The 23,015-nt window shown below is 63.8% G+C and carries 26 protein-coding genes and 1 pseudogene; 15 read left to right on the top strand and 12 right to left on the bottom strand.

Annotation, left to right across the window (positions count from 1 at the left end; translation table 11 throughout):
* Positions 1–58: 58 nt before the first annotated feature.
* Both AC0L20_RS16350 and AC0L20_RS16345 read right to left on the bottom strand, forming a co-directional pair.
* Positions 59–1,006, bottom strand: coding sequence for a TAXI family TRAP transporter solute-binding subunit (locus AC0L20_RS16350; RefSeq protein ID WP_473289697.1), 948 nt, complete (start codon positions 1,004–1,006; stop codon positions 59–61).
* A 163-nt stretch (positions 1,007–1,169) separates the two neighbouring features.
* Positions 1,170–1,649 carry a hypothetical protein gene (locus tag AC0L20_RS16345; protein WP_456767472.1) on the bottom strand — a complete coding sequence of 160 codons (480 nt, stop codon included), beginning with the start codon at positions 1,647–1,649 and terminating at the stop codon, positions 1,170–1,172.
* A gap of 195 nt (positions 1,650–1,844) precedes the next feature.
* Between AC0L20_RS16345 and AC0L20_RS16340 the strand changes: the two genes are divergently transcribed.
* Entirely contained in the window at positions 1,845–2,147 is a 303-nt protein-coding gene (locus AC0L20_RS16340; RefSeq protein WP_219682443.1) for a hypothetical protein, read from the top strand.
* Positions 2,148–2,300: 153 nt separating this feature from the next.
* Here the strand turns inward: AC0L20_RS16340 and AC0L20_RS16335 are convergent, their stop codons facing one another.
* Both AC0L20_RS16335 and AC0L20_RS16330 read right to left on the bottom strand, forming a co-directional pair.
* Positions 2,301–3,515 carry a hypothetical protein gene (locus tag AC0L20_RS16335; RefSeq protein WP_473289694.1) on the bottom strand — a complete coding sequence of 405 codons (1,215 nt, stop codon included), beginning with the start codon at positions 3,513–3,515 and terminating at the stop codon, positions 2,301–2,303.
* Positions 3,516–3,585: 70 nt separating this feature from the next.
* Positions 3,586–4,215: an NUDIX hydrolase gene (locus AC0L20_RS16330; RefSeq protein ID WP_473289990.1), complete on the bottom strand. Its 630-nt coding sequence runs from the start codon at positions 4,213–4,215 to the stop codon at positions 3,586–3,588.
* A gap of 64 nt (positions 4,216–4,279) precedes the next feature.
* On the opposite strand from AC0L20_RS16330, the gene AC0L20_RS16325 reads away from it, so the two are divergent.
* The 4 genes from AC0L20_RS16325 to AC0L20_RS16310 all read left to right on the top strand — a co-directional run bounded on the left by AC0L20_RS16325 (position 4,280) and on the right by AC0L20_RS16310 (position 8,069).
* Entirely contained in the window at positions 4,280–4,705 is a 426-nt protein-coding gene (locus tag AC0L20_RS16325; protein ID WP_473289692.1) for a PaaI family thioesterase, read from the top strand.
* Positions 4,706–4,943: 238 nt separating this feature from the next.
* Positions 4,944–5,954 carry an aldo/keto reductase gene (locus tag AC0L20_RS16320; RefSeq protein WP_473289690.1) on the top strand — a complete coding sequence of 337 codons (1,011 nt, stop codon included), beginning with the start codon at positions 4,944–4,946 and terminating at the stop codon, positions 5,952–5,954.
* Positions 5,955–5,967: 13 nt separating this feature from the next.
* On the top strand, positions 5,968–7,281 hold the full coding sequence (locus AC0L20_RS16315) for a tetratricopeptide repeat protein (protein ID WP_473289688.1): 1,314 nt from the start codon (positions 5,968–5,970) through the stop codon (positions 7,279–7,281).
* Between the two features lie 197 nt (positions 7,282–7,478).
* Positions 7,479–8,069 carry a hypothetical protein gene (locus tag AC0L20_RS16310; RefSeq protein ID WP_473289686.1) on the top strand — a complete coding sequence of 197 codons (591 nt, stop codon included), beginning with the start codon at positions 7,479–7,481 and terminating at the stop codon, positions 8,067–8,069.
* 9 nt (positions 8,070–8,078) lie between these two features.
* Here AC0L20_RS16310 and AC0L20_RS16305 read toward each other — a convergent pair.
* A pseudogene (locus AC0L20_RS16305) lies at positions 8,079–9,639 on the bottom strand (oleate hydratase).
* Between the two features lie 195 nt (positions 9,640–9,834).
* Here AC0L20_RS16305 and AC0L20_RS16300 point away from each other — a divergent pair.
* A complete protein-coding gene (locus AC0L20_RS16300) occupies positions 9,835–10,182 on the top strand; it encodes a DUF3088 domain-containing protein (RefSeq protein ID WP_473289684.1) in 348 nt (115 codons plus the stop codon).
* A gap of 253 nt (positions 10,183–10,435) precedes the next feature.
* Positions 10,436–10,756 (top strand): hypothetical protein, encoded by a 321-nt coding sequence (locus AC0L20_RS16295; RefSeq protein ID WP_473289680.1) that lies wholly within the window; start codon positions 10,436–10,438, stop codon positions 10,754–10,756.
* Between the two features lie 57 nt (positions 10,757–10,813).
* On the opposite strand, the gene AC0L20_RS16290 is transcribed toward AC0L20_RS16295, so the two are convergent.
* The 5 genes from AC0L20_RS16290 to AC0L20_RS16270 all read right to left on the bottom strand — a co-directional run bounded on the left by AC0L20_RS16290 (position 10,814) and on the right by AC0L20_RS16270 (position 14,495).
* A complete protein-coding gene (locus AC0L20_RS16290; protein ID WP_473289678.1) occupies positions 10,814–12,088 on the bottom strand; it encodes a flavin monoamine oxidase family protein in 1,275 nt (424 codons plus the stop codon).
* A 10-nt stretch (positions 12,089–12,098) separates the two neighbouring features.
* Complete coding sequence (locus AC0L20_RS16285; protein ID WP_473289676.1) at positions 12,099–12,809, bottom strand: RibD family protein; 711 nt, start codon at positions 12,807–12,809, stop codon at positions 12,099–12,101.
* A gap of 19 nt (positions 12,810–12,828) precedes the next feature.
* Entirely contained in the window at positions 12,829–13,503 is a 675-nt protein-coding gene (locus tag AC0L20_RS16280; RefSeq protein ID WP_473289674.1) for an FABP family protein, read from the bottom strand.
* 160 nt (positions 13,504–13,663) lie between these two features.
* Positions 13,664–13,843, bottom strand: a complete 180-nt coding sequence (locus AC0L20_RS16275) for a hypothetical protein (RefSeq protein ID WP_473289672.1) — start codon at positions 13,841–13,843, stop codon at positions 13,664–13,666.
* Between the two features lie 151 nt (positions 13,844–13,994).
* Positions 13,995–14,495 (bottom strand): hypothetical protein, encoded by a 501-nt coding sequence (locus AC0L20_RS16270; protein WP_473289670.1) that lies wholly within the window; start codon positions 14,493–14,495, stop codon positions 13,995–13,997.
* A gap of 367 nt (positions 14,496–14,862) precedes the next feature.
* Between AC0L20_RS16270 and AC0L20_RS16265 the strand changes: the two genes are divergently transcribed.
* The 6 genes from AC0L20_RS16265 (at position 14,863) to AC0L20_RS16240 (ending at position 19,636) form a co-directional block, all read left to right on the top strand.
* The gene (locus AC0L20_RS16265) at positions 14,863–16,008 is read left to right on the top strand and encodes a helix-turn-helix transcriptional regulator (protein WP_473289668.1); all 1,146 of its coding nucleotides are present in this window, start codon (positions 14,863–14,865) and stop codon (positions 16,006–16,008) included.
* 59 nt (positions 16,009–16,067) lie between these two features.
* Positions 16,068–17,210, top strand: coding sequence for a helix-turn-helix transcriptional regulator (locus tag AC0L20_RS16260; RefSeq protein ID WP_473289666.1), 1,143 nt, complete (start codon positions 16,068–16,070; stop codon positions 17,208–17,210).
* A 248-nt stretch (positions 17,211–17,458) separates the two neighbouring features.
* On the top strand, positions 17,459–18,004 hold the full coding sequence (locus tag AC0L20_RS16255; protein WP_473289664.1) for a sigma-70 family RNA polymerase sigma factor: 546 nt from the start codon (positions 17,459–17,461) through the stop codon (positions 18,002–18,004).
* Positions 18,001–18,648, top strand: a complete 648-nt coding sequence (locus AC0L20_RS16250) for a ChrR family anti-sigma-E factor (RefSeq protein ID WP_473289662.1) — start codon at positions 18,001–18,003, stop codon at positions 18,646–18,648. The genes AC0L20_RS16255 and AC0L20_RS16250 overlap by 4 nt, the downstream gene beginning before the upstream one ends.
* An 80-nt stretch (positions 18,649–18,728) precedes the next feature.
* A complete protein-coding gene (locus AC0L20_RS16245; protein WP_473289660.1) occupies positions 18,729–19,313 on the top strand; it encodes an RNA polymerase sigma factor in 585 nt (194 codons plus the stop codon).
* A gap of 20 nt (positions 19,314–19,333) precedes the next feature.
* Complete coding sequence (locus tag AC0L20_RS16240) at positions 19,334–19,636, top strand: hypothetical protein (RefSeq protein WP_473289658.1); 303 nt, start codon at positions 19,334–19,336, stop codon at positions 19,634–19,636.
* A gap of 51 nt (positions 19,637–19,687) precedes the next feature.
* Here the strand turns inward: AC0L20_RS16240 and AC0L20_RS16235 are convergent, their stop codons facing one another.
* Complete coding sequence (locus AC0L20_RS16235; protein ID WP_473289655.1) at positions 19,688–20,188, bottom strand: TspO/MBR family protein; 501 nt, start codon at positions 20,186–20,188, stop codon at positions 19,688–19,690.
* A gap of 2 nt (positions 20,189–20,190) precedes the next feature.
* Positions 20,191–20,592 (bottom strand): DUF2177 family protein, encoded by a 402-nt coding sequence (locus AC0L20_RS16230; protein WP_456767453.1) that lies wholly within the window; start codon positions 20,590–20,592, stop codon positions 20,191–20,193.
* Between the two features lie 318 nt (positions 20,593–20,910).
* Here AC0L20_RS16230 and AC0L20_RS16225 point away from each other — a divergent pair, with 318 nt between their 5' ends.
* Together AC0L20_RS16225 and AC0L20_RS16220 are read left to right on the top strand one after the other, a co-directional pair.
* The gene (locus AC0L20_RS16225) at positions 20,911–22,224 is read left to right on the top strand and encodes an NAD(P)/FAD-dependent oxidoreductase (protein WP_473289653.1); all 1,314 of its coding nucleotides are present in this window, start codon (positions 20,911–20,913) and stop codon (positions 22,222–22,224) included.
* A 3-nt stretch (positions 22,225–22,227) separates the two neighbouring features.
* Positions 22,228–23,010, top strand: coding sequence for a DUF1365 domain-containing protein (locus tag AC0L20_RS16220; RefSeq protein WP_473289651.1), 783 nt, complete (start codon positions 22,228–22,230; stop codon positions 23,008–23,010).
* Positions 23,011–23,015: the final 5 nt, after the last annotated feature.

The following is a 23,015-nucleotide window of genomic DNA, read 5'->3' as shown; positions in this document are numbered from 1 at the left end:
CCTTAGAACGTGGATGGCCGGGACAAGCCCGGCCATGACGCCCGATAACGAAAGCTGATTACTTGATCAGCCCTTTTTCCTTGTAATAGCGGATCGCGCCGGGGTGCAGCGGAACCGGGCTGCCGCTGGCGGCCGTCTCGAGCTTGATCTCCTTGCCGGCCGCATGCGCGTTGGCGAGCTCAGGCAGCGACTCGTAGACCAGCTTTGTCATCTGGTAGGCGAGATCGTCCGACACCGCCGAGCTGGTGACGAGATAGTTGATCACGGCCGCGGTCGGCACGTCCTTGTCCTGCCCTGTGTAGGTGTTGGCGGGAATGGTCGCCGCGACAAAGGGCAGGCCGATCTTGTCGACGGTCTCCTTCGGCACCGACACCACCGTGATCGGGCTCGAGGTCGACAGATCCTTCAGCGAGGCCACGCCGAGGCCGGCCGATTGCAAGGTCGCGCCGAGTTGGCGGTTCTTCATGAGATCGACGGATTCGGCAAACGGCAGATACTCGACCTTGCCGAGATCCTTGTAGCTCATGCCGGCCGCCGCCAGGATCGCACGCGAATTCAGCTCCGTGCCCGATTTCGGCGCGCCGACCGACAGGCTCTTGCCCTTGAGGTCCGCCAGCGTCTTGATGCCGCTCTCGGCGGTCGCGACGATCTGGATGTAATTCGGATAGATCGCGCCGATCGTGCGCAGCTTGTCGAGCTTGGTCTTGAAGCCCGCCTCCTCCTCGCCGTCCCAGGCGGCCTTGAGCGAGTCGCCCAGCGTGAACGCGATCTCGCCGCGGCCCTGCTGAAGCAGGATCAGGTTCTCGACCGACGCCTTGGTGGCCTGCACCTGCGTCTTCACGTTCGGAATCTTGTCGCCGTAGATCTTCCCGATCGCGACCCCGAGCGGATAGTAGACGCCGGAGGTGCCGCCGGTCAGCACGTTGATGAAGGATTGCGCCTGCGCGCAAGGCGCCGAGGCCGCCAGCGCAAGAGCCGCGGCCACGCCGAAAATCGTCCGTTTCATGATCTTTTCACTCCCCAAACCGGCCGGGAAGTTGGCCGGATGAGGGGGGCGGGTCAACCCATCCAAAAGTCAAAACAGGACTGCGGTAAATGGCTGTCCTGGCTCGATTTTTGAGGAACCCACGGGTGCGGCGAGGTGGCGCAGCCAGGTCGGGACAGCCCCCTCACTGGAAGGTCATGTCCAGGCATTTGGAGATGTCGGAGCCGAGGCCGGAGGAGATGATGATGCAGCCGCGGACTTTCTGCGCGCCGACGTCGGCGGCCCAGACCGAGTAGCCGCCGGGGCCGAAGAACGAATTGGTGTTCGGCGGCTCGGTCTCGGTGGCGTCGAAATCGTAATGGCCGTCGGTCTCGAAGATGCGCGGCTTCTTGGTGCAGGCGCCGTCGGTCTGGACGTTGATGACTTCCTTGTTGTCGCGGGTCAGCGCCAGCGAGACCTGGCAGCGGAAATATTCCGAGGTCTTGGTGTTGAAGAGGTAGGTGTATGACTTGCAGGTCGCGGTGTTCAGCTTGCCCGGGGCCAGGCCGCGGCTGCACGAAATCCGCTGGTTGTGGCTGAGCTGGTAATCATCGGCCCGGGCGGCCGGCGCGAGCGCCGTCAGCAACAGGCCGGCGGCCCAGCAAGCTTTCATGACGAGGTTCATTCGAATCATCCCCTACCCAATGTTTTTGTCGAATTGCGTTCTAGACGGAAAGCGGAACATAGTCGCGCGGGGACGAAGGGAAAATCACAAACTGCTCGGCAAGACGTGATGCGCTGCGGCGCTTTCGCAAATTGACCCGGAAGCGCCGTTCGTGATTTGTTCAAGCCGGGGCGCCTCGATGGGGAGGATAGGGTGATGGCATTTTCGACAAGGATTTTTCTGGTAACGGCCGTGCTCGGCGCGTTCGCTGCGCCCGCATTGGCGCAGACCGCTGCGACACCTTGGGAGCTCAAGCCCGACACCGGCTACGCCTATGACAAGGACGGCAAGACCTTTTCCTACAAGATGGGCACCAGCAATGCCGGTGAACTTCTGAAGGGCGCCAAGAAGGTACCGAAAGGCACGCTGTTCTTCATCGGCCACAACGGCCAGCTCTACATGCGCAGCGGCCCGTATCTGGAAGGCGACGGCAAGTTCAAGTTCGGGTCGGATCAGTAGGGCGAGGCTGGCGGACGACAGCGCCGCCGCGCCCCTCGGTGTCATCGTCCGCGAAGGCGGACGATCCAGTATTCCAGAGATGATAGTGCTTGAACCGAGACGCCGCGGCGTACTGGATGCCCCGCCTGCGCGTGGCATGACAGCTACCGAGGACTAAAACGCCCCCGCGAGCTCCCGCGCGCCGGCGTTGTTGCTGTTGCTGTCCATCCTCGTGTCCGTCACCGCCAGCAGCTTCGCCACCGTGTTGTGGCGGATCGCGACCGGGTTGCGCTCGTAGCCGCCGCGCTGGAAGAAGTTCGAGGTCGGCACCTGCTCGCGCATCGCCTGCGGCATCGTCACCATGTCGAGGCCGGTGCCGTCGCCGGTGAGGTTCATCATCTCCAGCTCGGCCGCACTGAGCGGGCGGCTATAGCCCTTGGCGCGCGCGAACAGCACCGAGGTGAGCAGCTTGTGGGTCTGCAGCATCGGCCCGATATCGATGTCGAGCACCATGGCATGCATGGCCCAGCCCTGCGCGGTGTTGCCGATCTTCTCGTGCTCCGACCAGGTGTCGGGCACCGATTTGGCATGCGCCACCATTTTCTTGAGCACAGTGAGCTTGTGCTCGAGCGACTGGCGCGCCGGGCCCGAGGTCCTCGCCACCTTGTCAGAAAGTGCGCGGATGAACTCATGACCTTGCTCGGCCAGCAGCTCGACGCTGTTGGTCGTCAGCAGCTGGTTGTAGCCCATCGCGGTCGAAATGGCGCGCTTGCCGCCATGCTCGATTCCCGCCTGCACGTCGTAGCTTCCGGTGCCGCCGGTCTCGAACGCATAGACCCGCACCGCCTGCTCGCGCGTCAGCCCCGAGGCCAGCGCGTAGCGTGCATAGACGCGCTTGAATTCGACTTCGTTGGCCGGCCGCTGCGGCGTGAACTGGTAGAGTTCCTGCGCCGCGCGCAGCAGATCGGCGACCACGGGGATCGGCTTTCTCGTCGGGCGGTCCGGGGTTTCCTCCGGCTCCGGATTCACCGGCCGTTTCGGCCCGTTATAGAGCGGCGGATGCTCCAGCACGTAATCGTCGAGCGTGACCTGCTGGCCGCTACGCCGCTTCGCGTTGCGGCCTTTCCGCTTCTCGGAGATCTGGCTCCAATAGGCGCCGGCTTCCTCGTCGAACGCAGCACGCGCCGCCTGATACTCCTGCAGCTTGCGGCGATATTCGAGCACGGCGGGCGACGCGCCGCCTTGCGCGAAAAACTGCGACAACAACTGGGCTTTGGCATTGCGGACGGCCGGCGGCAGCGCGTCGGATTCGCCGCCGCGCGCGGCGGGCGCGAGCAGGACGAGCGCGAGTGGAACCAGTCTCACCGCTTTTCGAATCGATTGATGCATGCTGCCCTCTTAGCAGGCATCCGGTAACCGTCACGTTAACACGTCGTTTACCTCGTTTTCGCGCCTCGCGTCACTTCCAGGCGAATACCGGTTGTTCCAGCTCGGTGACGCGGGTGTGCCGCCCCGCCAGCACTTCGCGGAACTGGTAGATCAAGGCCGCCGTCGGAGCGTGGATCAAGCTCGACTGATGATGGAAGCGGATCAAGCGGCGCGTGCTCTCGGGGATTGCGACGAAATCGAAGGCGTCGGCGCGCTCGACCGTCGCCAGCGCGATGCCATGGACGGAGGCGACCTCGTCCGGGTTTGGTTTGATCGCGGCACTATCGGCGGCCCAGACCACGACTGGCCTAATCAGATAGCCCGAGCGGGTCGGATAATCATCGAGCGTGCCGAGCACTTCCGCGCCTGTGAGGTGGAGGCCAAGCTCCTCGTCGAGCTCGCGCAGTGCCGCCTCGACCGGCGTCTCGCCGGCATCGCAGCGTCCGCCGGGCAGAGCCCATTGACCGCGATGGGCGCGCAAATGAGATGCGCGCAGCGTGAGCAGCAACGCCGTGTCATCGCTCTCGCTGGCCGCAGTCAGCGCAATTGCAACCGCCGCACGCTTCAACACCGCCGGCGCCTCGTCCTCCGGCAGCCGCGTGAAGGCCGCGCAGGCAGCCGCGATATTCCGCCGTGTGGCATCATCGAACGGTCTCATGATGCTTGACTACACCACGTCCGGCCCCGATGAAATGAGATCGCACGACCGCTCGGGAATGGACGACATGACCAATAAGACAGCCGCAAGGCTGAAAGCAGACGGCTGGACCATTCTGGAGACCACGGGCTTCATGCATCTGATCGGCCCGCTGTGGGAGCGCAAGGTCGAGGGCCAATACGAATTCGCACTCGCGACCGAGGACAAGCACCACAATCGCCGCGGCATGGTTCAGGGCGGCGTGATGATGACGTTCGCGGACCGCACCTGCGGCATGACCGCCCGCTACGTCTCCGGCAAGGAGTTCATGGCGACGGTGCAGCTCGACACCCATTTCGTGGAAGCCGGCCAGATCGGCGACATCCTGATCTCCCGCCCGCGCGTGGTGCGCGCGACGCGCAGCCTGATCTTCATGAGCACCGAGGTGACGGTGGACGGCCGCTGCGTGGTGATGGCCAATGGTGTGTTCAAGATTTTGAAGGGGCCGGGGTAGCGGTGCTGCGTTCACTGCGCTCCACACATTCCGCGGTCGTCCCGGCGAAGGCCGGGACCCATACTCCGAGGCAAAAATTGCAGCGCGAAGCTGGTAACTCCGAATCTTCGCCAAACCACATCCTGTGGTTATGGGTCCCAGCCTTCGCCGGGACGACCCCGAGGGATTGCTTCGCTGCGCTCGCAATGACGGAATTAGCTGGATATGCTGGTCGCTCCAGCAAAGCAGAGGACAGCCCATGCAATACCGCCAACTCGGCCGCAGCGGCCTCAAGGTGTCGCCGATCTGCTTGGGCACCATGATGTTCGGCGGGCCGACCGATGAAGCCACCTCAAAGCGGATCATTGCGAAGGCGCACGAGGCCGGGATCAATTTCATCGACACCGCCGATGCCTATTCGAAGGGGGCATCCGAAGATGTCGTGGGACGCGCCATCGGCAACAACCGTCACGCCTGGGTGCTCGCGACGAAACTTGCGAACCCTATGGGGGACGATCCAAATCGTGTCGGCCTGTCCCGCCGCTGGGTGTTGCAAGCGGCGGATGAGAGCCTGAAGCGGCTCGGCACCGACCACATCGACATCTATTATCTGCACAAGGAAGACCATTCGACGCCCCTGGAGGAGACGGTGCGCGCGATGGGTGACCTGATCCGCGCCGGCAAGGTGCGCTATTTCGGCGTCTCGAACTATCGCGCCTGGCGCGTCGCCGAGATCTGCAACATCTGCGACCGGCTCGGCATCGACCGTCCCGCTGTGAGCCAACCCTATTACAACGCCATGAATCGCATGCCCGAAGTCGAGCACTTCCCGGCCTGCTCCTATTACGGCCTCGGTATCGTGCCCTATAGCCCGCTGGCGCGCGGCGTGCTGACCGGCAAATACAAGCCCGACGCGGCTCCCGACAAGGAGACCCGCGCAGGCCGCAACGACACGCGCATGATGCAGACCGAATGGCGGCCGGAATCGCTCCAGCTGGCGCAGGAGATCAAGGCTCACGCCGAGAAAAAAGGCATCACCGCAGGCCAGTTCGCGGTCGCCTGGGTACTGAACTCCGCTTTTGTCTCCTCGATCGTTGCCGGTCCGCGCACCGAGGAGCAATGGGACGGCTACACCGGCGCGCTCGACTATCGCTTCACTGCCGAGGACGAGGCGCTGATCGACAGACTGGTCGTGCCGGGTCATCCCTCGACGCCGGGCTACAACGACCCGGCCTATCCGATCGAAGGACGCCGCGCGCGGACGGCCTGAGCCGGAGACAAGAATGGCCCTCGAAGATCGCTACGGCCTGCCGCTCTCCACCTCTTCGTCCGAGGCGGCATCCGCCTATCGCGAGGGCATCGACCTCATGCTCGCGGGCTGGACCGGCACGGCGGAAACGCTGGAGCGCGCGATTGCGGCCGATCCGGATTTTGCGCTGGCCCTTATCGCCCGCGCCCGCCTGCATGGCTTCTATCAGCAAGGCGATCTGGCTCGGCAGAAGGCGGCGCTCGCGCGCGAGCTCGTGGCGAAACGCGGCACGGAACGCGAGCGCTCGCATGTCGAGACGCTGGCGCTCGCAATCGAGGGCCGGCTGCCCGAGGCGATCGCGGCGACGATGAACCACGTCGAGGCGTGGCCGCGCGATGCATTGGTGCTGTCGCTGCCGCTCGGCGCCTTCGGCCTGTTCGCGTTCTCCGGCATGGCCGATCACGACCGCGCGCGACAGGAGCTGTGCGAGCGCGTCGCGCATCACTATGGCGAGGATTGGTGGTTTCTCACCATGTACGGCTGGGCGATGACCGAGAACGGCGACGTCAGTCGGGGCCGCGGCGTCACTGAGCGCGGCTTCGAGCTGCGCCGGCAGAATGCCCATGCCGCGCACGCCGTGCTGCATGCGATGTTCGAGGACGGATCGATCGAAGCGGCCGACCGGCTCGTCGACGACTGGATCCCATCTTACGACCGCGCCGGGATCTTGCACGGCCACATCCGCTGGCATCAGGCGCTCGGCGCGCTGGAGCATGGCGATGCCGCGCGGGCGCTTGCGATCTATGCCGATGTGCTGCAGCCGAAGGCGACACAGGCGCCGCCGCTCAATCTCGTCACCGACGGTGCGTCACTGCTCTGGCGCCTGTCGGCTTACGGCCACGCCGTGCCGAGCGCGCTCTGGCTCGAAGCCGACGCCGCCGCGCAAAAACTGTTTCCGAAACCAAGCCTGCCCTTCGCCGATATCCACATGGCGCTGTTCGCGGCTGCGACGCAAAATCGCGAGGCGCTCGCCGCGCGTCTTGCCGCGATCGAGCAGCGGCTCGCCGATGGCAAGCTGCCGGCCGGTCCCGTGGTGCCGGCGGTCTGCCGCGCGCTGGCAGCCTTTGCGGACGAGGATTACGCGGCTTGCGTGCAAATGCTCGCGCCGGTTCTCAGCGAGGTCGTGCGGCTCGGCGGCAGCCACGCCCAGCGCGAGTTGATCGAGGACACTTTTGTCGTTGCCCTGATGCGCAGCGGCGAGCTGCCCCGCGCCCGCGCCCTGCTCGATGCCCGCCTGCACCGCCGCCCATCCTTGCGCGATACGCGCTGGCAGGCGGCAATGGGGTAGCCCTGCCACGAAAAAAACACCGGCCGGGCGGCAAGTGCCGGCCGGGATTGGGTTGGGCGATAGGGGCGAATCGCCGTTGGGGTGGCGCGGTGGTATTCCAGACGGATTTGGCAGAACAAACGGGATCGCAACCAATTTGCGGTTCGATGGTTGTCGGACGGAGCTTTTCCGTGGTTGCCCGGCATGTGAACCTCCCGATGCCCCTCTGCCGACTCATCCTCGCTGTCGCCCTCGTCCCCACCTTCGTCCTCTTGGCAAGCCCTTGTTTTGCCGAGTCTTCCGCGCCGATTCCCGTCAACAATCCGCCCGGGCAGCAGACCGCCTTTATCGACTTGCCGGCGCTGATGTCCGGCCACTGCAAGACGTTGAAGGTCGCCGGGCGCACCTTCGCCTGCAAGACGGTGGCCTACGCCCACGGCGACAAGGGCCGGGTCAATTTCACGGTCGCGGTCGAGGATCCCGCCGACGAGAATCACGTCGTGTCGTTCTCCGGCGAGAACGGCAAGCGCGCCGACGACAATTCCTATGAGCTGCCGATCGACCGCATGCTGCTCAACTCCAAGGACCGCCCCAAGGTCGACGGCCTGCCGGTGCCGGCCGAGCAGACCTCCAGCGGCCTCTGCCGCCAGACCGGCAATTTCGCAGCCAAGAAGGTGACTGACGTCACCTGCTCTGCCACCGACAGCGAGGGCCGGCGCTACGAACTGCTGTTTGTCTCCGACGGCACGCCTGTAAGCGTGCGTCGTATCAGGCAGTCGGCGCCGTCGATCCAGGATCCGTTCAAATAGCTCCGCCGGTCACGTGAACGCCTTTTCCAGCGTCGCGAAGATCACCGCGAGCGATTTGTCGTGCCGCGTCACCGGGGGCACCGGGCGATCGACCTTCATCAGCTGATAGACCGCCATTTGCGCCGCGCGCACCGAATATTCGACGGTGAACACGACGTCATCGGGGATTTCGACGAACTGGCTGACGAAGGCGAGATTGACGGAATTCCCGGGCACCGGCAGCGGCCGGTCGGTGGCGGTGCGCGGCATGAACATGCTGGTGATGTAAGGCATGCGACAGGGAACGCAGATCGCATCCTCGAAGACGCCAGGGTCGAAATTCAGGTGACCGCAAAGCTCCTTCAGGATGTCGGCGCCGCCGCAATCGGACATCGGCTTGGCCACGAAATTGCCGACGCGGTCGGGATGCAGCGCATAGCCCCAGAACACCTGCACGTTCTTCGGCTGTCCGGCGAAATGCGGCTGATGATACAGCACCACCGACATCAGCCAGTTGGAGTCCCTGAACGTGACGAGGCCGCCGGTGCCGGCCTTGTTGCCGGAGAACGCCTCCATCTTGTCGAAGAAGCGCGGATCGCGGCAGGTGACCGTGAATGACAACCAATAGGATTCCGGGATCGACGCGTTGAACGCGGACGGCTTGCCGAATTCGGGACGTCCGTTCGCGATTTTCTCCCACAGCGTCCAACCCCGGCTGTCGGACTTGGTCAGGCGCGGAGCCGGCTCGGTCATCGAGCCCAGGCTCGAGGCGTCGGTCATCGAGCCGTTCTGAAAGAACACGAGATCGCCGTCCTCGAGCTGGACATTGGCGGTGCGGCCGTCGCGGTCGAGTACGAGCTGGCGCACCCGCAAGCGTCCGTCCTCGCTCTCGATCGCCATGTCGGTGACGGCGGTGCCGCGCACGAACTGCACGCCCTGCCCCTTGAGCCAGTCGGCAAGCGGCCGCACGATCGCGTCATACTGGTTGTAGACGGTGCGCTTGACGCCGGCGAGCGTCTCGATGCGCGGGAATTCGTTCATGAAGCGATGCAGGTAGCGCTTCAGCTCGACCGCGCTGTGCCAGGGCTGAAAGGCGAAAGTGGTCTGCCACATGTACCAGAAATTGGATTCGAAGAATTTGGGCGACAGCCAGTCGGTGATGCGGCTGTTGCCGAGCGTCTCCTCCGAGGCCTCTGTGAGCCGCAGCAACTCGAGCCGGTCGCGCCCGGAAAATCCCATATGCGAGACATCGAGCTTGAAGCGGTTGCGATCGACCAGCCGCGCTCGCGAATGCGCAGGGTTCTCGGTGTTGAACGCGACGGTTTCCTCGCGCACGCTGAGGCCGGGATGTTCGAGCGAGGGAATGCTCGACAGCAGGTCCCAGGTGCATTCGTAGTGATCGGTCGTGAGCATGCGTCCGCCACGCAGCGAATAAGCCCCGCTCGCGAGCAGCGCGCCGTCGAGGCTGCCGCCAACCAGCGGCTGCGCCTCGTAGATCACGATGTCCCGCCCCGGCAGCTGCGCGTCACGAACCAGGAACGCCGCGCCCGCAAGCGATCCAACGCCGCCCACCGATGAAATACGCCTTCATGTCTTGCCTCGATCTGCAATTCGAATTGTCGCGGCGACATTGCATGGCGAGATACTGACCGGAGTTGCGCTGGATCAAGCGCAACGCGCATGAGGATCACGTTGAGTTGAGCGATTGACTGATCAACCCCCGCATGGCGTCCTTTCGCGACGTCATCGAATCACGTCTTGACATTGCCGTACCTCGGAGCGACCCATGACGCGCGATCGCCTGTTTCTGCTGCGACCTGGTTTCGAGGACCCGACCTTTCCTGGACGCCGTTTCTATTGCTGGCATTGCGCGCTGATCGAGGGCTTGCTGGTCTCGTTTCCGCAGCTCGCCGACAAGCTCGACGTCGAGCGCATCGCGTGGCCACGCCCGCGGCACGCCGTGATCGCGCTGGCCGGCGAGGAGAACCAGTCGTTGCCGCTGCTCGTGCTGGCGGTTGGAGCGACCTCGCCGCACCAGACCGGCAGCCATCAGGGCCGTGCGTTCATTGCCGCCAAGGACGCCATCCTGGCCGCACTCTCCGAACGCCACGGCTTTCCCGATCCGCATCCGTGAGGGGGAGAGCGCTCGCGCGATGACGCCGTCGAATCTGAACGGCGAATTCGTCGCCACCGATACGTGATTGCGTCATTCGCGGCAGAGTGATGGCAGGGTTGCGATCGACGCTGGTGATGCGACAATAAATCTCACGAGACGCGCGTCGCTGCGAATCGGACGCCAATGAAACTGCGTCGTTTCGACGCCCGCACTGGCCGGAACGTGCCGGATGCCCATGTGTTGTCACACGACATTCAACTGGAGTGATGACATGAAGTATCTCTTTGTCGCGATGGCCGTCGGAGCTGCGGCGCTTGTCGGCGGATCCGCGGCGAACGCGGCCAATCATTCAAGCGCAAAACAGAACGCGCCAGCTGCCCGGTCAACCGACATCAGCGCGCAGCACAGGCACCACCATCACGGCTATCGCCATCACTGGCGTCCTCACCACCATCACGGCTATTATCGTCCGCACTACCGGAGCTACGGCTATTATCCGCGGCACCACGGCTATTACGGCGGCGGACCGTACGGATATTATGGCGGCGGCGGCCCCAGCGTGACGTTCGGCTTCGGCGGCAGCCGCTGGTAAGACGAAAGGCAGCAACACGAAAGGCCCGCGAGACGCGGGCCTTTTTTGCTCATCAGCCTACCCCCGCAAGATCATGCCCGCCGTCTGCTGACCGCTCGCCAGCGCCGCTTCGACCGTGCCCATGTCGGCTCCGCGATAGAGCGCCTCGCCGGAGAACAGCACCGGACCGTCGGCGCGCGCGAGGATCGTTTGCGCCTCGCGCGTTCGCGGCGTCGCCCAGGAATAGGCGCCGCGGGCGTAGGGATCGTGCGCCCAGTTTGTCGCAACGGCCGCGATGAGCTCGTGCGCGAGATCCTCGCGCGACAGGCCGAAGACGGTCGCAAGCGAATCGAGCCCGGCATCGATCAGCGCTTGCGGGTCGAGCTGCGCCAGCGCTGCCGTGCGCGGGCCGCCGAACCATCCGGTCAGCACGGGATGCCGGCTCGGATATTGCGTCCACCACACCGGGATGGCTTGGTCGGTCAAAAGGAAGCTCATGTCCGCGAGCTCTTCCTTGCGCTCGCGCCACCATGGCCGCCTGAAGCGCAGCAGGATCTTTATAACGTTACCGAAGCCGATGTCGTCGGCCGCCGCCGCCGCCCTCGCGCGCGCGCGGCTCGGCAGCCCGATCTCGCGCAGCAACGGCAACGGAACAGTAAGGATCACGCGATTGCAATTATGCACGTCGCCGCCGACACAGCGAATGGCGATCGCGCCGCCCTCCTCCTCGATCGCCGACACCACGCAGCCGAAGCGAAACATCACGCCAAGCTTGCGGCACTCGGCCGTCAGGAACTCGATCATCGCACCATAGCCGCCCTTGACCCGCGCCTGCGGAGAGTGCCCGCCAGCCATCCATTCCTCGCGCAGCGCCAGCGTCGAAGCGCACTCGGGATCGGCCGCATCATAGCCCTCGACCATTCGCTCGATCGCATGGCGCAGCCGCGCGTGCTCATCGCCGGCAAAATGCCGGCGCAGGAAATCGGCGACGGTGAGGTCGTCGTTCAATTCCCGAACCACGGCGTGCAGCTCAGCCTCATGCGGATCGTGACGATCCTCGCGCACGATGTCTGCGCCGTCAAAGCCCCACCGCTCGCCTTCGATCTCCTGAAGGGATAGCCCGGCCTCCCGCAACAGCGCGCGCGTCACCGGCGCCTCGCCGTGGACGAATTCGGCGCCGCCATCGGCGGGGTAGCCGAACTCCGAAGCGGGCAGCGGGTGGATGCGGCCGCCGCAGCGCTCGCGCGCCTCCAGGATCGTCACTGTCCTGCCCGCGCGCGCCAGCTCGCGCGCCGCCATCAGACCGGCCGCGCCGGCACCGACAATGACGATATGCTCTGATGTTACGGACATGGCGGTGCTGTTACTCGCCCACGGCCTGCGGATCGTTCTGGATCAGATAGCGTAGCAGCAGGACACCGCCGCCGAGATCCCGCGTGCTCTCCAGCGTCATCGCGCTCAGCGGCGCACGCCGGTCCCCGTCGGCGTCCGTAGAATCGAACACGAAGGGCGCGCCCTTGGCGCCGTCGATCGCGGGACTGAGGATCAGGTTGAACTCGTCGATCAGGCCGGCACGCAGGAACGCGCCGTTCGCGACGCCGCCACCCTCCACCAGCAGGCGCTTCACGCCGAGCTCGCGGTTGAGAATGTCCACCGTCAGTGCGAGGTCGATCTCGGACTTGCCGGCAAAGATATAGGACACGCCCTCGCCACGGAGACCGGCGAGATGCGAATCGGAGACGCTCTCGGTCAGCACGACGACGATCGGATCGCCGCCGATATCGGAGCGGCCCCAGCCGATCTTGCCCTTCGCATCGAGCACGACGCCATAGGTTTTCGCGTCACGCCGCACGAACCAGTTTTCGCGCGGAAATTTCGCGTCCGTCGTCGCCGGATAGGGCTCGCCCTTGGCGAACTCCGAGCCGGTGACGCGGCCGATCACCCAGGCATCGCCGCCGAGCTCGTCGTGGATCTTCTCGAACCAGTCCGTCCCTGCCCCCTTCGGGCGCCAGCGGCTCGGATGGGTGCGGCCGTCCAGACTCGAATGCATCAGGCAAATAACGTAAGGCTTCATGCGTATCTCCGGGCCGCGCTCAGGCGGCCGGCTCATTGCCCTTCTCATTCCCCGTGGCGCGATCGTTCACGATCACCGCGAGGGGATTGAGCTTTGGCGGCGCGACCAATTTGAGCGTGTTGGTGTCGCGATGGTTGAACGGCGCGCCGCGCACGAACAACTCGGTCTGGATCAGATAGGTCCAACTGCCGTCGTCGTTGAAGGTGATGTCGCAGCGGTAAGCGTCGGTGCGGAACGCTTGTTCCAGAAAATCAGTCGAGCAGATCCCGTAAGCGGTATCCCCACGCTTGGCGGTGACGGAGATCGCTTTGTCGTCCGGCCCGGCCTTGCCCGACGCCAGCAGCACCTGCCCGCGCGGGATCGCCAGCGTCTGCATGATCAACCCGGTCGCGGGCTCCCACAACCAGTAGCCGACCTGGTCGTGGAAGGTGATGTCTTCCTGGGGCGTGTTGATATGGATGTGATAGCGCAGCCCATAGAGCAGCTGCGGCCCATTGGCCTGGGGATCTATCGGGTCCATCCGGATGCGCTCGATGAAGGTCCGCCGCTCCGGCCCCTCCGCCTTCGGATTGATGTCGATACCCTTGTCAGCCTGCCAGCTGCCTGCGAGACGGCGGAGCGGACCGAGATTGGCAAGGCCGTCGGGCGAGACGTCCTCGGGCTCGGTGAAGATGTCGGCGGGAAGGGGGAGCATGGGTGTCCTCGCGTCGTTGCGAGGCAGCCATAGCATGAGAGCGCGGGCGTGGCTCGTTCTCAAGCCTCACAATCGCGAATGGACGTCCGCGCCACGCGCAGACGATCCATGAGGCGAAACGGAGCCGAGCCTCCTCAGTTCGGCTCCGTCGCCATGATGCTTAGTGGCGGTGGTCGCGGACCTCGGGGTGAGTCCGGTGATCCCGGACGATGGGTTGATCGCGATGGTCGCGCACGACGGGCGGGTCGCGATGGTCGCGGACGACGGTCGTCGCGTTCGAAGGTGTCACCACGTTCGCCAATGCGATCGCTGCGAGAGCCACGAGGATACAATTGCGCATGAGTTTTGCCTTTGCTTGGTGGATCACTGCGAGCCACCTGACACCAAGCTAGATTGATCAGCTCGAATGATATGTGTCGTTGATCACCCGCCGATCGTCGACGCTCTTGCGACTTGCCTCGTGCAATCGAAGGAGAGGCCCGTCCGCGCTGTTACTTCAACGCAAGGCTGCTGCAATATGCCGAGGTCTCGCCGGACCGCCAGCCGGTGATCCGTCCTGCTTCCTTGCACTCGTCATAGGTCTTGTAGTTAGCGACGTTACGGCACGTGAACGAATAGACGCCACCCGAAACGTTGCAACCAACCCAGGGCTTGTCGCCCGTCTTGAAGCTCGATTGACAACCGCCGACGCAGCTGCCCGTGGCAGCGGCGAGCTTGGCAAGCTTCGCGACGTCCGAGCTCGGCGCCAGTGACGCCGTCGAAGCGGCTGACGTGCGCGATGCGGTCTCGCGAGCTGTCGCGTGATGCGCTGGTCGGTGTGGCCGCGCCACATGCTTCGGCGCATCGACCGTGACGCCGGGAAGCTGGGTGTCGGCGGCGGTCGTGGTCGGCGTCGGTTGCGACATCGCGGTGCCGCCGAGGGCGCACAGGAGCAGTGCAATCGATGAGATGGCGACAGCGGGACGCGTAACGAAGCGTGATGACAACGTCATGGCCATGTCCTTCCAGATGCGGGGACGGTCAATTCCGTCCCGAGAGCCAGGATATCACGCCCTGATCCAGGTCGCATGACGAGGAACCATGCAACTTGACACGACCTGCCGACGCGCTCCGCGTCGCATCTGCCGCAGTTTTGAGCAGGCATCGAGCAGAACAGACACTGGATTAGCGGCAGCAAAGCACGAACGAAATTCGTCGCGGTCGCCAACAAGCCACCCCAAGCATTTGTGTTCGGTGTTCCCGTTTGCGTCACGGAATCCGGGTGATAGGCTCAGGATTGTGAAATACACCATAGGCGATGAAGCCACTCCTAAACTAGCGTTCACGTGACGTCCGTTATTTTCAAGTGAGTGGTTTGGAATGCAGCAGGCTTCGGTCGAGAAGTTCTCGGACCTCATCGGTGCGGTCTACGATTGCGTGATCGCGCCGGAACGCTGGACGAGCGTTCTAAACGAGATTCGCACGGAGCTCGGCTTCGCGACCGCCGTGCTCTCGGCATATAGCCTCACGAACATGAGGATCGGAGTCAATGCCGCCTCCGGGACCGACCCTGTCCAGACGATGGCCCAGACCAGCATCGAGTATGCGCCTGATATCGTCGAACTCTGGGGCGGCGTTGAGCGCATCCGGCAATATCCGCTTGGAGAACCGATCATTCGATCCCAGGCGGTCCCAGAGGAAATAGTCCTCGGCAATCGCTATCACCTGGAATGGGCTCTCCCCAAGGGCTTGTTCGACGCCGTCGGCGTCGCCCTCGTTCGCGAGAAAACAATGATCGGCAATGCGACATTCAGTCAGCATCAGTCGGACGGGGCCATTGACGATGCGCAGGTTAGCGGATTGCGCGTTCTCGCACCTCACATCCGCCGCGCCGTGATCATCAGCAACCTGTTCGACATGAAGACCGTGGAAGCCGCGACATTCGCCGCGACAGTGGAGGCCCTGACGGTCGGAGTCGTTCTGGCGGACGGCGATTCGAAGATCGTTCACACCAATGCCGCAGCCACAGCCATGCTCGCGGCAAGCGATCCACTTCTGGCTCGGCATGGCCGGATCGCCGTTCAATCGGCGACCACCACCAGCACGTTGCAATCGGCCATCGCGCAAGCAGCGAAGGACGAGGCGGCACTCGGCCAAAAGGGCATCGGCATCCCGATCCCCCGCTCGAGCGGAGATCCTCTCGTCATTCACGTTCTGCCGCTGCGACGCGGCCACATGCGGGCCGGCCTGGTCCAGCGCGCCTCCGCCGCTCTGTTCGTGGCATCGGCCTCCGGTCCGCCGCAGCTGCCTCACGATGCTCTCATCCAGCTCTACGATCTGACGCCGGCCGAAATTCGCATCTTCGAGCTCATCTGCGATGGACAGACACGCGACGCGATCTCGTCGCAACTCGGGGTGTCCGTCAGCACCGTGAAAAGTCACCTCTTGCATGTCTTCGAAAAGACAGGCTGCCGGCGCCAGGTCGATCTGGTCCGGCTGGCAAGATCGCTGACGTTTCCGGTGTAGGGAAGCTCGGGGTGATGGCACGCTCTGTCGTCCAATGATTTTGAAGTGAGTGGTTTGGAATGCAGCAGGCTTCGGTCGAGAAGTTCTCGGACCTCATCGGCAGTATCTATGATTGTGTGATCGTGCCGGAACGCTGGACCGAAGTTCTGGATGAGATTTGCGCCGAGTTCGGCTTTGCCACCGGCGCGCTCTCGGTCGCCAGCCTCACCAACATGAAGGCCGTCGTCAATGCGGTGTCCGGGTCCGACCTGGCCCAGATGGCCCAGAACGGGGTCGGATACGGCGCCGACATCATCGAGCTCTGGGGCGGCGCCGAGCGCATTCGGCAATATCCGCTCGGCGAGCCGATCGTTCAATCCCAGGCGGTCCGGCCGGACATCATTTCCAGCAACCGCTATTATCGCGAATGGGCCATGCCCAAGGGCTTGTTCGACGCCGTTGCCGTCGGCCTCGTTCGCGACAGGACGATGGTTGGAAATGCGATATTCAGCCAGCATGAGTCGGCGGGCCGCATTGACGACGCGCAGGTCGACGGATTGCGCCTTCTGGCGCCTCACATCCGCCGCGCCGTGACGATCAGCAATCTGTTCGACATGAAGGCGGTGGAAGCCAACACATTCGCGGCGACGGTGGAGGCCCTGACGGTGGGTGTCGTCCTGGCCGACGAGGATTCAAAGATCATTCATGCCAACGCCGCAGCCGCGGCGATGCTCGCGGCCGGCGATCCGATCGTGGCAAGGCATGGCAGGATCGCGGTTCAATCCGCGGTGACCACGGCCACACTGCAATCAGCCGTCGCGCAGGCGGCAAGGGACGAGGCGACGCTCGGGCAAAAAGGCATCGGCATCCCGATCCCGCGCCAAGGCGATGACCCTCTCGTCATCCACGTTCTGCCGTTGCGACGCAGCCACACGCGATCCGGTCTGATCCAGAGCGCCGCTGCCGCCGTGTTCGTGACGTCAGCCTCCGGCCCACCGCGATTGCCTCACGATGCGCTCAACCAGCTCTATGACCTGACGCCGGCCGAGGTTCGCATCTTCGAGCTCATCTGCGAGGGACACACGCGAGACGCGATCTCGGCCCTGCTCGGCGTTTCCGTCAGCACCGTGAAGAGCCACCTCATTCACGTCTTCGAAAAGACCGGCTGCAGGCGCCAGGTCGATCTGGTCAGGCTCGCGAAATCGCTGACGTTCCCGGTGTGAGGCCCAGGGCGAGACGGCGCACGGTCAGCCGGGCCTCTACGTGGACGGCGCCGGAACCTGTCGAAATGATCATCCCGCGGTGATCCAGGGCCTGTCCTCGTTCGTTCCCAGACCCACAGGTCGCTTGTCGAGGCGCTATGATCGCTGCTATCCGAGCTTTAGATGCGCCCATCCGGGCGAAGGCTGGTTTTCCCCGGAGGATTGAAGCGCGGCTGTCGACGGGCACGAGCAAAGGGCCGGACACAAAGGTGGATTGGGCTGATCTGATCGGACGCGTCGCCTCGGCCGGAGACCGGGAGGCCTTCAAGCGCCTGTTCGAGCATTTCGCGCCGCGCATCAAGGGACTGATGCTGAAGGCCGGGTGCAGTTCGGACGAGGCGGAGGAGATTGCTCAAAATACCCTGATCGCCGTCTGGCGGAAGGCAGGCCAGTTCGATCCTGGGACGGCCGGGGCCGCGGCATGGATATTCACCATCGCGCGCAATTTGCGCATCGATTTGTTCCGCAGCAGAGCGCGGGCAGACCGCCTGCGGGGCACCTCTGAGCTTCCCGAGACGCCGGATCCCGCCGAGCCCGCGGACGCCGTCATGTCCCGCGCGCAGGACGCCGCGCGGATCAATTCGGCCGTCAAGCAGCTCTCGATGGAGCAATCCATGGTGGTGAGATTGTCGTTCATCGAGGAGAGGCCGCATCCGGAAATCGCGAGCCTGCTTGGCATTCCGCTCGGAACGGTGAAGTCGCGGATCAGGCTGGCGATGAACCGCCTGAGAGACATATTGGACGAAGAAGCATGACGATCAACCATCATCCACCGGAAGATCTTCTGGCCGACTTTGCGGCCGGCAGGTTGGAAGAAGCCCATCAATTGGTGGTGGGAGTGCATGTTGCAGGTTGCGCACGGTGCGGCCGGTTCGTGCAGGCCATCGAGCAACTTGGCGGTTTCGCGCTTGAGGATGTCGAGCCGGTGCCGGTCGCATCGGATGCTTTCGAGCAGGTGATGTCGCGCATTCACGACGCTCCCACAGAACGAGCGGCGCGGACTGCCGAGGCCGCCCGCGGCAGCGAGCAGGATGTTCCGGCGGCGCTGCGAAACTATCGTATCGGCAAGCGCAGGCGCATCGCTCCGGGTCTGAGCATGCGGCCGATCGAGCTGTCCGGATCGGGAACGGCACGGGCATTTCTGCTTCGCTCCGCGCCGGGGACGCGCATGCTCGAACACACGCACACCGGCACCGAGCTGACCCTCGTGCTCGAGGGCAGCTTCAGCCACGAGGGCGGCCGGTTCGGTCCGGGTGATTTCGACTATGGCGACGACGAGGTCGACCATCGACCTGTGGTGGGCGACGAGGGCCCATGTGTTTGCCTCGTCGCAATGACGGGCGACCTGCGCATGAACGGCCTGCTTGGCAGACTGATCGGGCCATTCGTGCGGCTTTGATCCACTCGCCTCCTTCTTCCGCCGGGTGATCCGAACGCGAGCCCGGAGCGTTTCGAAGGAAACGCAAGGGGAGACAGGTCATGGCCGGCTTAAGCCTGACACGACAGGCGCAGAGCGAAACATTGCCCGAACTGCTGGCATGCGTTTCGGCGGGCGATACACGGGCCTTCGCAGCGCTGCATATGCTGACGCGGAGCAGGCTGCGCAGGACTGCGCTCGCCGTCGGAACTCCGCCCCACGACATTGAGGACATTCTTCAGGAAGCCTATCTGAAGATCTGGCGCAACGCGGGTCGGTTCGACAGCGGCCGTGCTTCGGCGATGACCTGGATGTCCGCAATCGCACGGAACACTGCCATCGACCATCTGCGGGTCAGAAGACTGCCGACCTACGAGCTGGACGAGGCGCTGCTGGTTCCAACAAGTGCTGATCAGCCTGCGAGCGACGATTTCGACTACGCCCGCGCCGAACCAATCGCACGCAGCGTGCTGGCTCGTTTGCCGGAAGACCGCCGCCGGCTGGTGGCGCTGGCCTATCTCGAGGGCGAGAGCCGCGCGAGCTTGTCGCGGCGCTTCGGTGTGCCGGTCGGCACCATCAAGACCTGGTTGCACCGAACCCTTCTGGCGGTACGCAAGGACTGCCTTGCCGCATCGGCTGCAGCCTGAAGCAGGCAAGGAACCCGCGCGTGGCCGCAGAGATCATCGAATTCCCCATCCGTGACCACCAAGATCCGCTTGTGTCCTCCGTTGCGAGACTCGAGCAGATGGTAAGAGAGGTCGACGGTCTGGCGGCCAACCAGCCCGCGGAAGGTCTCGATCATTTGCTCGCTGTCACGGAGCGCTTCGGTAATCGACTGCTCGATCTCGCACACCTCGTCCTTGAGGACGATGCCAAGCGGAGTGTCCAGATCGCATTCACGTCGCTCTCCGACAAGATCGCGACGACCAGAGAGGCCTTTGACGGGTGCGACGGAGCGACGGACCCCTAATTCGGCGCCACGCCGACCCGACGCCATGAAGTCAGCTCTGCGCGACCGATCTTAATTGAGACTGAGCAGCGAGATGTTCAGCAAGGTCGCAAAACCCACCCAGCCGGCATAGGGAATGAAAAGGGCCGATGCCAGCCGATCGTTCGCCCATTGACGCCAGACAAAGGCGAGGATCGCAGCGAGCAGCGCAACAATGACGCCGAGCGCCACGTCCATGCGATGAAGCGAAAAGAAGATGGGAGACCATGCAAAATTCAGGATCATCTGCAGGCCCCATAATCTCATCGTCGTTCCGCGCGGCTCCGCCTCGAAGGTGCGGAATCCCGCCACGGCGATCATCAGGAACAGAGCCGTCCAGACGGGTGCGAACACCGCATCCGGCGGATTGAACGATGGCTTGTTGAGCGCCGCGTACCACGCTCCCGGACGGTTCAGGACCCCGATCAGAATCCCCGCAGCAGGAACCAGAAACAGGAAAGCGGCGCATCGGTACCATCTGCCGCGCTTACGGTCGCCATCGTGCCGCAGCGCCCCGTCGTGCGTCCCATCCATGATCAGTGTGCCATCCTTTGAGCAACGAGAAATCCCGTCCAGGCGCTGACACCGGCGAGGAAGGATCCCCAGCCCACGTCCGCAACAGTGAGCGCCGTGGACCAATTCCTCAGCGTGGCCTGGTTGGTCAGATCGTAGGTCGCATAGGTGAAGCAGCCCAGCATCACGCCGGACGTGAAGGCACGCAGCGCGCCGCCATCCTGCTGAGCCGGCAGCACCGCGAACCAGATCAAGCCGACGGGATACGCCAGATAAAACACTGCAGCAGCGGCGAGGTCGGGCTCCGAGCGCAACATGTCGCCCAGCACCGGCCGGTAAAGCCTCTCAACCATGGTCTTGAGCCAGATCATGTCGAGCGCAACGAAGGTCGCAGCCACCGACAGATATGTAAAAAACAGGCTCATGTCCGGTCTCCCCTCCGGTGTCGCAACCGGTTTAACAAAGGCAACGTCTGTAAACGACGTGAGCCCCTCGCTGGATCACGCGGCGCGCTCGCTCCGCCTTGCCCCGCAACCCTGTCAGGCTTTTGAACCAGATCGTGCGACGCCGGAGTTCCGATCATTCCGGCGCCTTCTTGGCGGCGAACGGGTGATCCACGCCGTCCGTTCGAACGTTTCCTCAGTGCGCGTGTGGCCGGTCAGCTATCTGAGCCGGGCGACGGACGACATTGGCCCGAAACCGGATGTTCCGGCCGTCGCTGGTGGTATTGGGGGCGACAAAGCATGCGTTTGGCGGTGATCGGGACGGGAATTGCCGGCAATGCCGCCGCATGGCTCCTCTCCGAACGTCATGCCGTGACCGTCTACGAGCGCGAATTGCGGCCGGGTGGACACAGTCATACAGTGCGGGTTGACTACGATGGCGAAGAGATCGACGTCGACATCGGCTTCATCGTGTTCAACGAGCCGAACTACCCGGAATTGACGTCTCTGTTCGCGCACCTGGGTGTAAAGACCGAGGAGACATGCATGAGCTTCGCGATGTCGGCCGACCAGGGCCGATTCGAATGGCGGGGCGGCGGCGAGACCTTCCTGCAGGTCGCCTCCGGCCTGTTCGCCCAGCCGCGTAACCTCTTCTCCCCCTCATATTTTCGCATGCTGGCCGAAGTCCGGCGCTTCAACAAGGAAAGCGTCTCCGACTTGCGGGCTGGCCGGCTCCAGAACCTCACACTCGGCGAATATCTGCACAAGGGAGCGTTCAGCCCCCGCCTGTTCAGCGATTATCTGGGACCGATGGGGGCCGCCATCTGGTCGTCGCCCTCGGCCGAGATCCTCGCCTTTCCCGCGGAAAACTTCATCGCCTTTTTCGACAATCACCGGCTGTTGCATCTGGATCGGCCGCTCTGGCGGACCGTCCAGGGCGGCAGCCGGCGCTATGTCGAGAAGCTCACGGCCAGGTTCAAGGCCAGCATCCGGCTCGGCTGCACGGTGACGTCGATCCATCGCACCGAGCACGGCGTGACGATCGCCGACAGTCACGGCCATCAGGACTCCTACGACGCTGTCGTGTTGGCCTGTCATAGCGATCAGGCCCTGGCGATGCTGTCGGATGCCGACCCACGCGAGAGATCCATTCTCGGCGCGATCCGTTACGCCCCAAACACGGCCTATCTGCACCGCGACCTCAACCTCATGCCGAAACGCCGCAATGCATGGGCATCCTGGAATTTCTTGCGCTGGCGACGCGAAACGCCTGCGCAGAACGACGTCGCCGTGACCTACTGGATGAACCGGCTGCAGGGCATCGACGACAGCAAGCCGCTATTCGTCAGCCTCAATCCCCCTTTCGAGCCGGCGCCTCATCTCACGTTCGGCAAGTTCACGTTCGCGCATCCACAATATGACGCAAGCGCGTTCGCCGCGCAGAGGAGGCTCCCCGAAATCCAGGGACGCCGCCGCACCTGGTTTTGCGGCGCGTGGACCGGCTACGGATTCCATGAGGACGGCTTGCGCTCCGGCATCGCCGTCGCAGAGGCACTAGGCAGTGCGGTGCCGTGGCGACAGTCCGGCGCGTTGCTGGCGCAGGCTGCCGAGTAGAACATGTTGCAATCGGGCGCTCCAGAACGAACAGCGACCTCATCTGCAGCCGCGCTCTACCTGGGCAGGGTGATGCACGCGCGCATGCGGCCCGTGCACCACAGGTTCGCTTACCGGGTCATGAACCTGCTCATCGACCTCGACCGGCTTGATGAAGCGGATCGCCAGTCTCGCCTGTTCGGCATCAATCGCGCGTCGATCTTCAGCTTCCATGAATCCGATCACGGTAAGCGTGACGGCGCATCCCTAAGCAGGCATGTGCGAGGCCTGGCCGAACAACGCGATATCGATCTGTCGAGCGGGCGCATCCTCCTTTTGTGCTATCCGCGGCTCTTCGGCTACGTGTTCAATCCGCTTTCGATCTACTTCTGCTATGGCAGCAGCGGCAATCTTGCGCTGCTGATCTACGAGGTCCGCAACACTTTTGGCGAAATCCATTCCTACATCCTTCCGGTGGAGGACCCTGTCGTCGGCGGCGCCATACGACAATGCCAGGCGAAGGAGTTCTACGTCTCGCCATTCATGGAGATGCACACGAAGTATCGCTTCAGCATTGCCCCGCCCGACCAGCAAGTGACGGTCAGAATTGTGCAGACCGATCAGCATGGCGCGATATTTACGGCCGCATTCTCCGGGCAACGTCGCTCGCTGACCAGCCGCTCGCTGTTGGCGACGCTCGTCACCCTGCCACTTCTCACCTTCAAGGTCGTCGCGGCCATTCATTGGGAAGCGATCCGGCTTTGGCTGAAAAATGTCCCTTACGTTCCCCGTCCGAACCAACGCTGAATGTG

It is taken from the genome of Bradyrhizobium sp. Kon58 (assembly GCF_055807455.1).
This window is presented reverse-complemented; position numbering and strand designations above follow the sequence as displayed.

What these genes read in the sequence shown, in the direction of transcription:
- AC0L20_RS16315 (WP_473289688.1), top strand. Translation starts at nt 5,968, where the DNA reads ATGGCCCTCGAAGATCGCTACGGCCTGCCGCTCTCCACCTCTTCGTCC.
- AC0L20_RS16300 (WP_473289684.1), top strand. Translation starts at nt 9,835, where the DNA reads ATGACGCGCGATCGCCTGTTTCTGCTGCGACCTGGTTTCGAGGACCCG.
- AC0L20_RS16325 (WP_473289692.1), top strand. Translation starts at nt 4,280, where the DNA reads ATGACCAATAAGACAGCCGCAAGGCTGAAAGCAGACGGCTGGACCATT.
- AC0L20_RS16245 (WP_473289660.1), top strand. Translation starts at nt 18,729, where the DNA reads ATGGCCGGCTTAAGCCTGACACGACAGGCGCAGAGCGAAACATTGCCC.
- AC0L20_RS16350 (WP_473289697.1), bottom strand. Translation starts at nt 1,006, where the DNA reads ATGAAACGGACGATTTTCGGCGTGGCCGCGGCTCTTGCGCTGGCGGCC.
- AC0L20_RS16295 (WP_473289680.1), top strand. Translation starts at nt 10,436, where the DNA reads ATGAAGTATCTCTTTGTCGCGATGGCCGTCGGAGCTGCGGCGCTTGTC.
- AC0L20_RS16320 (WP_473289690.1), top strand. Translation starts at nt 4,944, where the DNA reads ATGCAATACCGCCAACTCGGCCGCAGCGGCCTCAAGGTGTCGCCGATC.
- AC0L20_RS16340 (WP_219682443.1), top strand. Translation starts at nt 1,845, where the DNA reads ATGGCATTTTCGACAAGGATTTTTCTGGTAACGGCCGTGCTCGGCGCG.
- AC0L20_RS16225 (WP_473289653.1), top strand. Translation starts at nt 20,911, where the DNA reads ATGCGTTTGGCGGTGATCGGGACGGGAATTGCCGGCAATGCCGCCGCA.
- AC0L20_RS16220 (WP_473289651.1), top strand. Translation starts at nt 22,228, where the DNA reads ATGTTGCAATCGGGCGCTCCAGAACGAACAGCGACCTCATCTGCAGCC.
- AC0L20_RS16280 (WP_473289674.1), bottom strand. Translation starts at nt 13,503, where the DNA reads ATGCTCCCCCTTCCCGCCGACATCTTCACCGAGCCCGAGGACGTCTCG.
- AC0L20_RS16290 (WP_473289678.1), bottom strand. Translation starts at nt 12,088, where the DNA reads ATGTCCGTAACATCAGAGCATATCGTCATTGTCGGTGCCGGCGCGGCC.
- AC0L20_RS16265 (WP_473289668.1), top strand. Translation starts at nt 14,863, where the DNA reads ATGCAGCAGGCTTCGGTCGAGAAGTTCTCGGACCTCATCGGTGCGGTC.
- AC0L20_RS16250 (WP_473289662.1), top strand. Translation starts at nt 18,001, where the DNA reads ATGACGATCAACCATCATCCACCGGAAGATCTTCTGGCCGACTTTGCG.
- AC0L20_RS16230 (WP_456767453.1), bottom strand. Translation starts at nt 20,592, where the DNA reads ATGAGCCTGTTTTTTACATATCTGTCGGTGGCTGCGACCTTCGTTGCG.
- AC0L20_RS16270 (WP_473289670.1), bottom strand. Translation starts at nt 14,495, where the DNA reads ATGACGTTGTCATCACGCTTCGTTACGCGTCCCGCTGTCGCCATCTCA.
- AC0L20_RS16235 (WP_473289655.1), bottom strand. Translation starts at nt 20,188, where the DNA reads ATGGATGGGACGCACGACGGGGCGCTGCGGCACGATGGCGACCGTAAG.
- AC0L20_RS16310 (WP_473289686.1), top strand. Translation starts at nt 7,479, where the DNA reads ATGCCCCTCTGCCGACTCATCCTCGCTGTCGCCCTCGTCCCCACCTTC.
- AC0L20_RS16275 (WP_473289672.1), bottom strand. Translation starts at nt 13,843, where the DNA reads ATGCGCAATTGTATCCTCGTGGCTCTCGCAGCGATCGCATTGGCGAAC.
- AC0L20_RS16335 (WP_473289694.1), bottom strand. Translation starts at nt 3,515, where the DNA reads ATGCATCAATCGATTCGAAAAGCGGTGAGACTGGTTCCACTCGCGCTC.
- AC0L20_RS16345 (WP_456767472.1), bottom strand. Translation starts at nt 1,649, where the DNA reads ATGAACCTCGTCATGAAAGCTTGCTGGGCCGCCGGCCTGTTGCTGACG.
- AC0L20_RS16260 (WP_473289666.1), top strand. Translation starts at nt 16,068, where the DNA reads ATGCAGCAGGCTTCGGTCGAGAAGTTCTCGGACCTCATCGGCAGTATC.
- AC0L20_RS16285 (WP_473289676.1), bottom strand. Translation starts at nt 12,809, where the DNA reads ATGAAGCCTTACGTTATTTGCCTGATGCATTCGAGTCTGGACGGCCGC.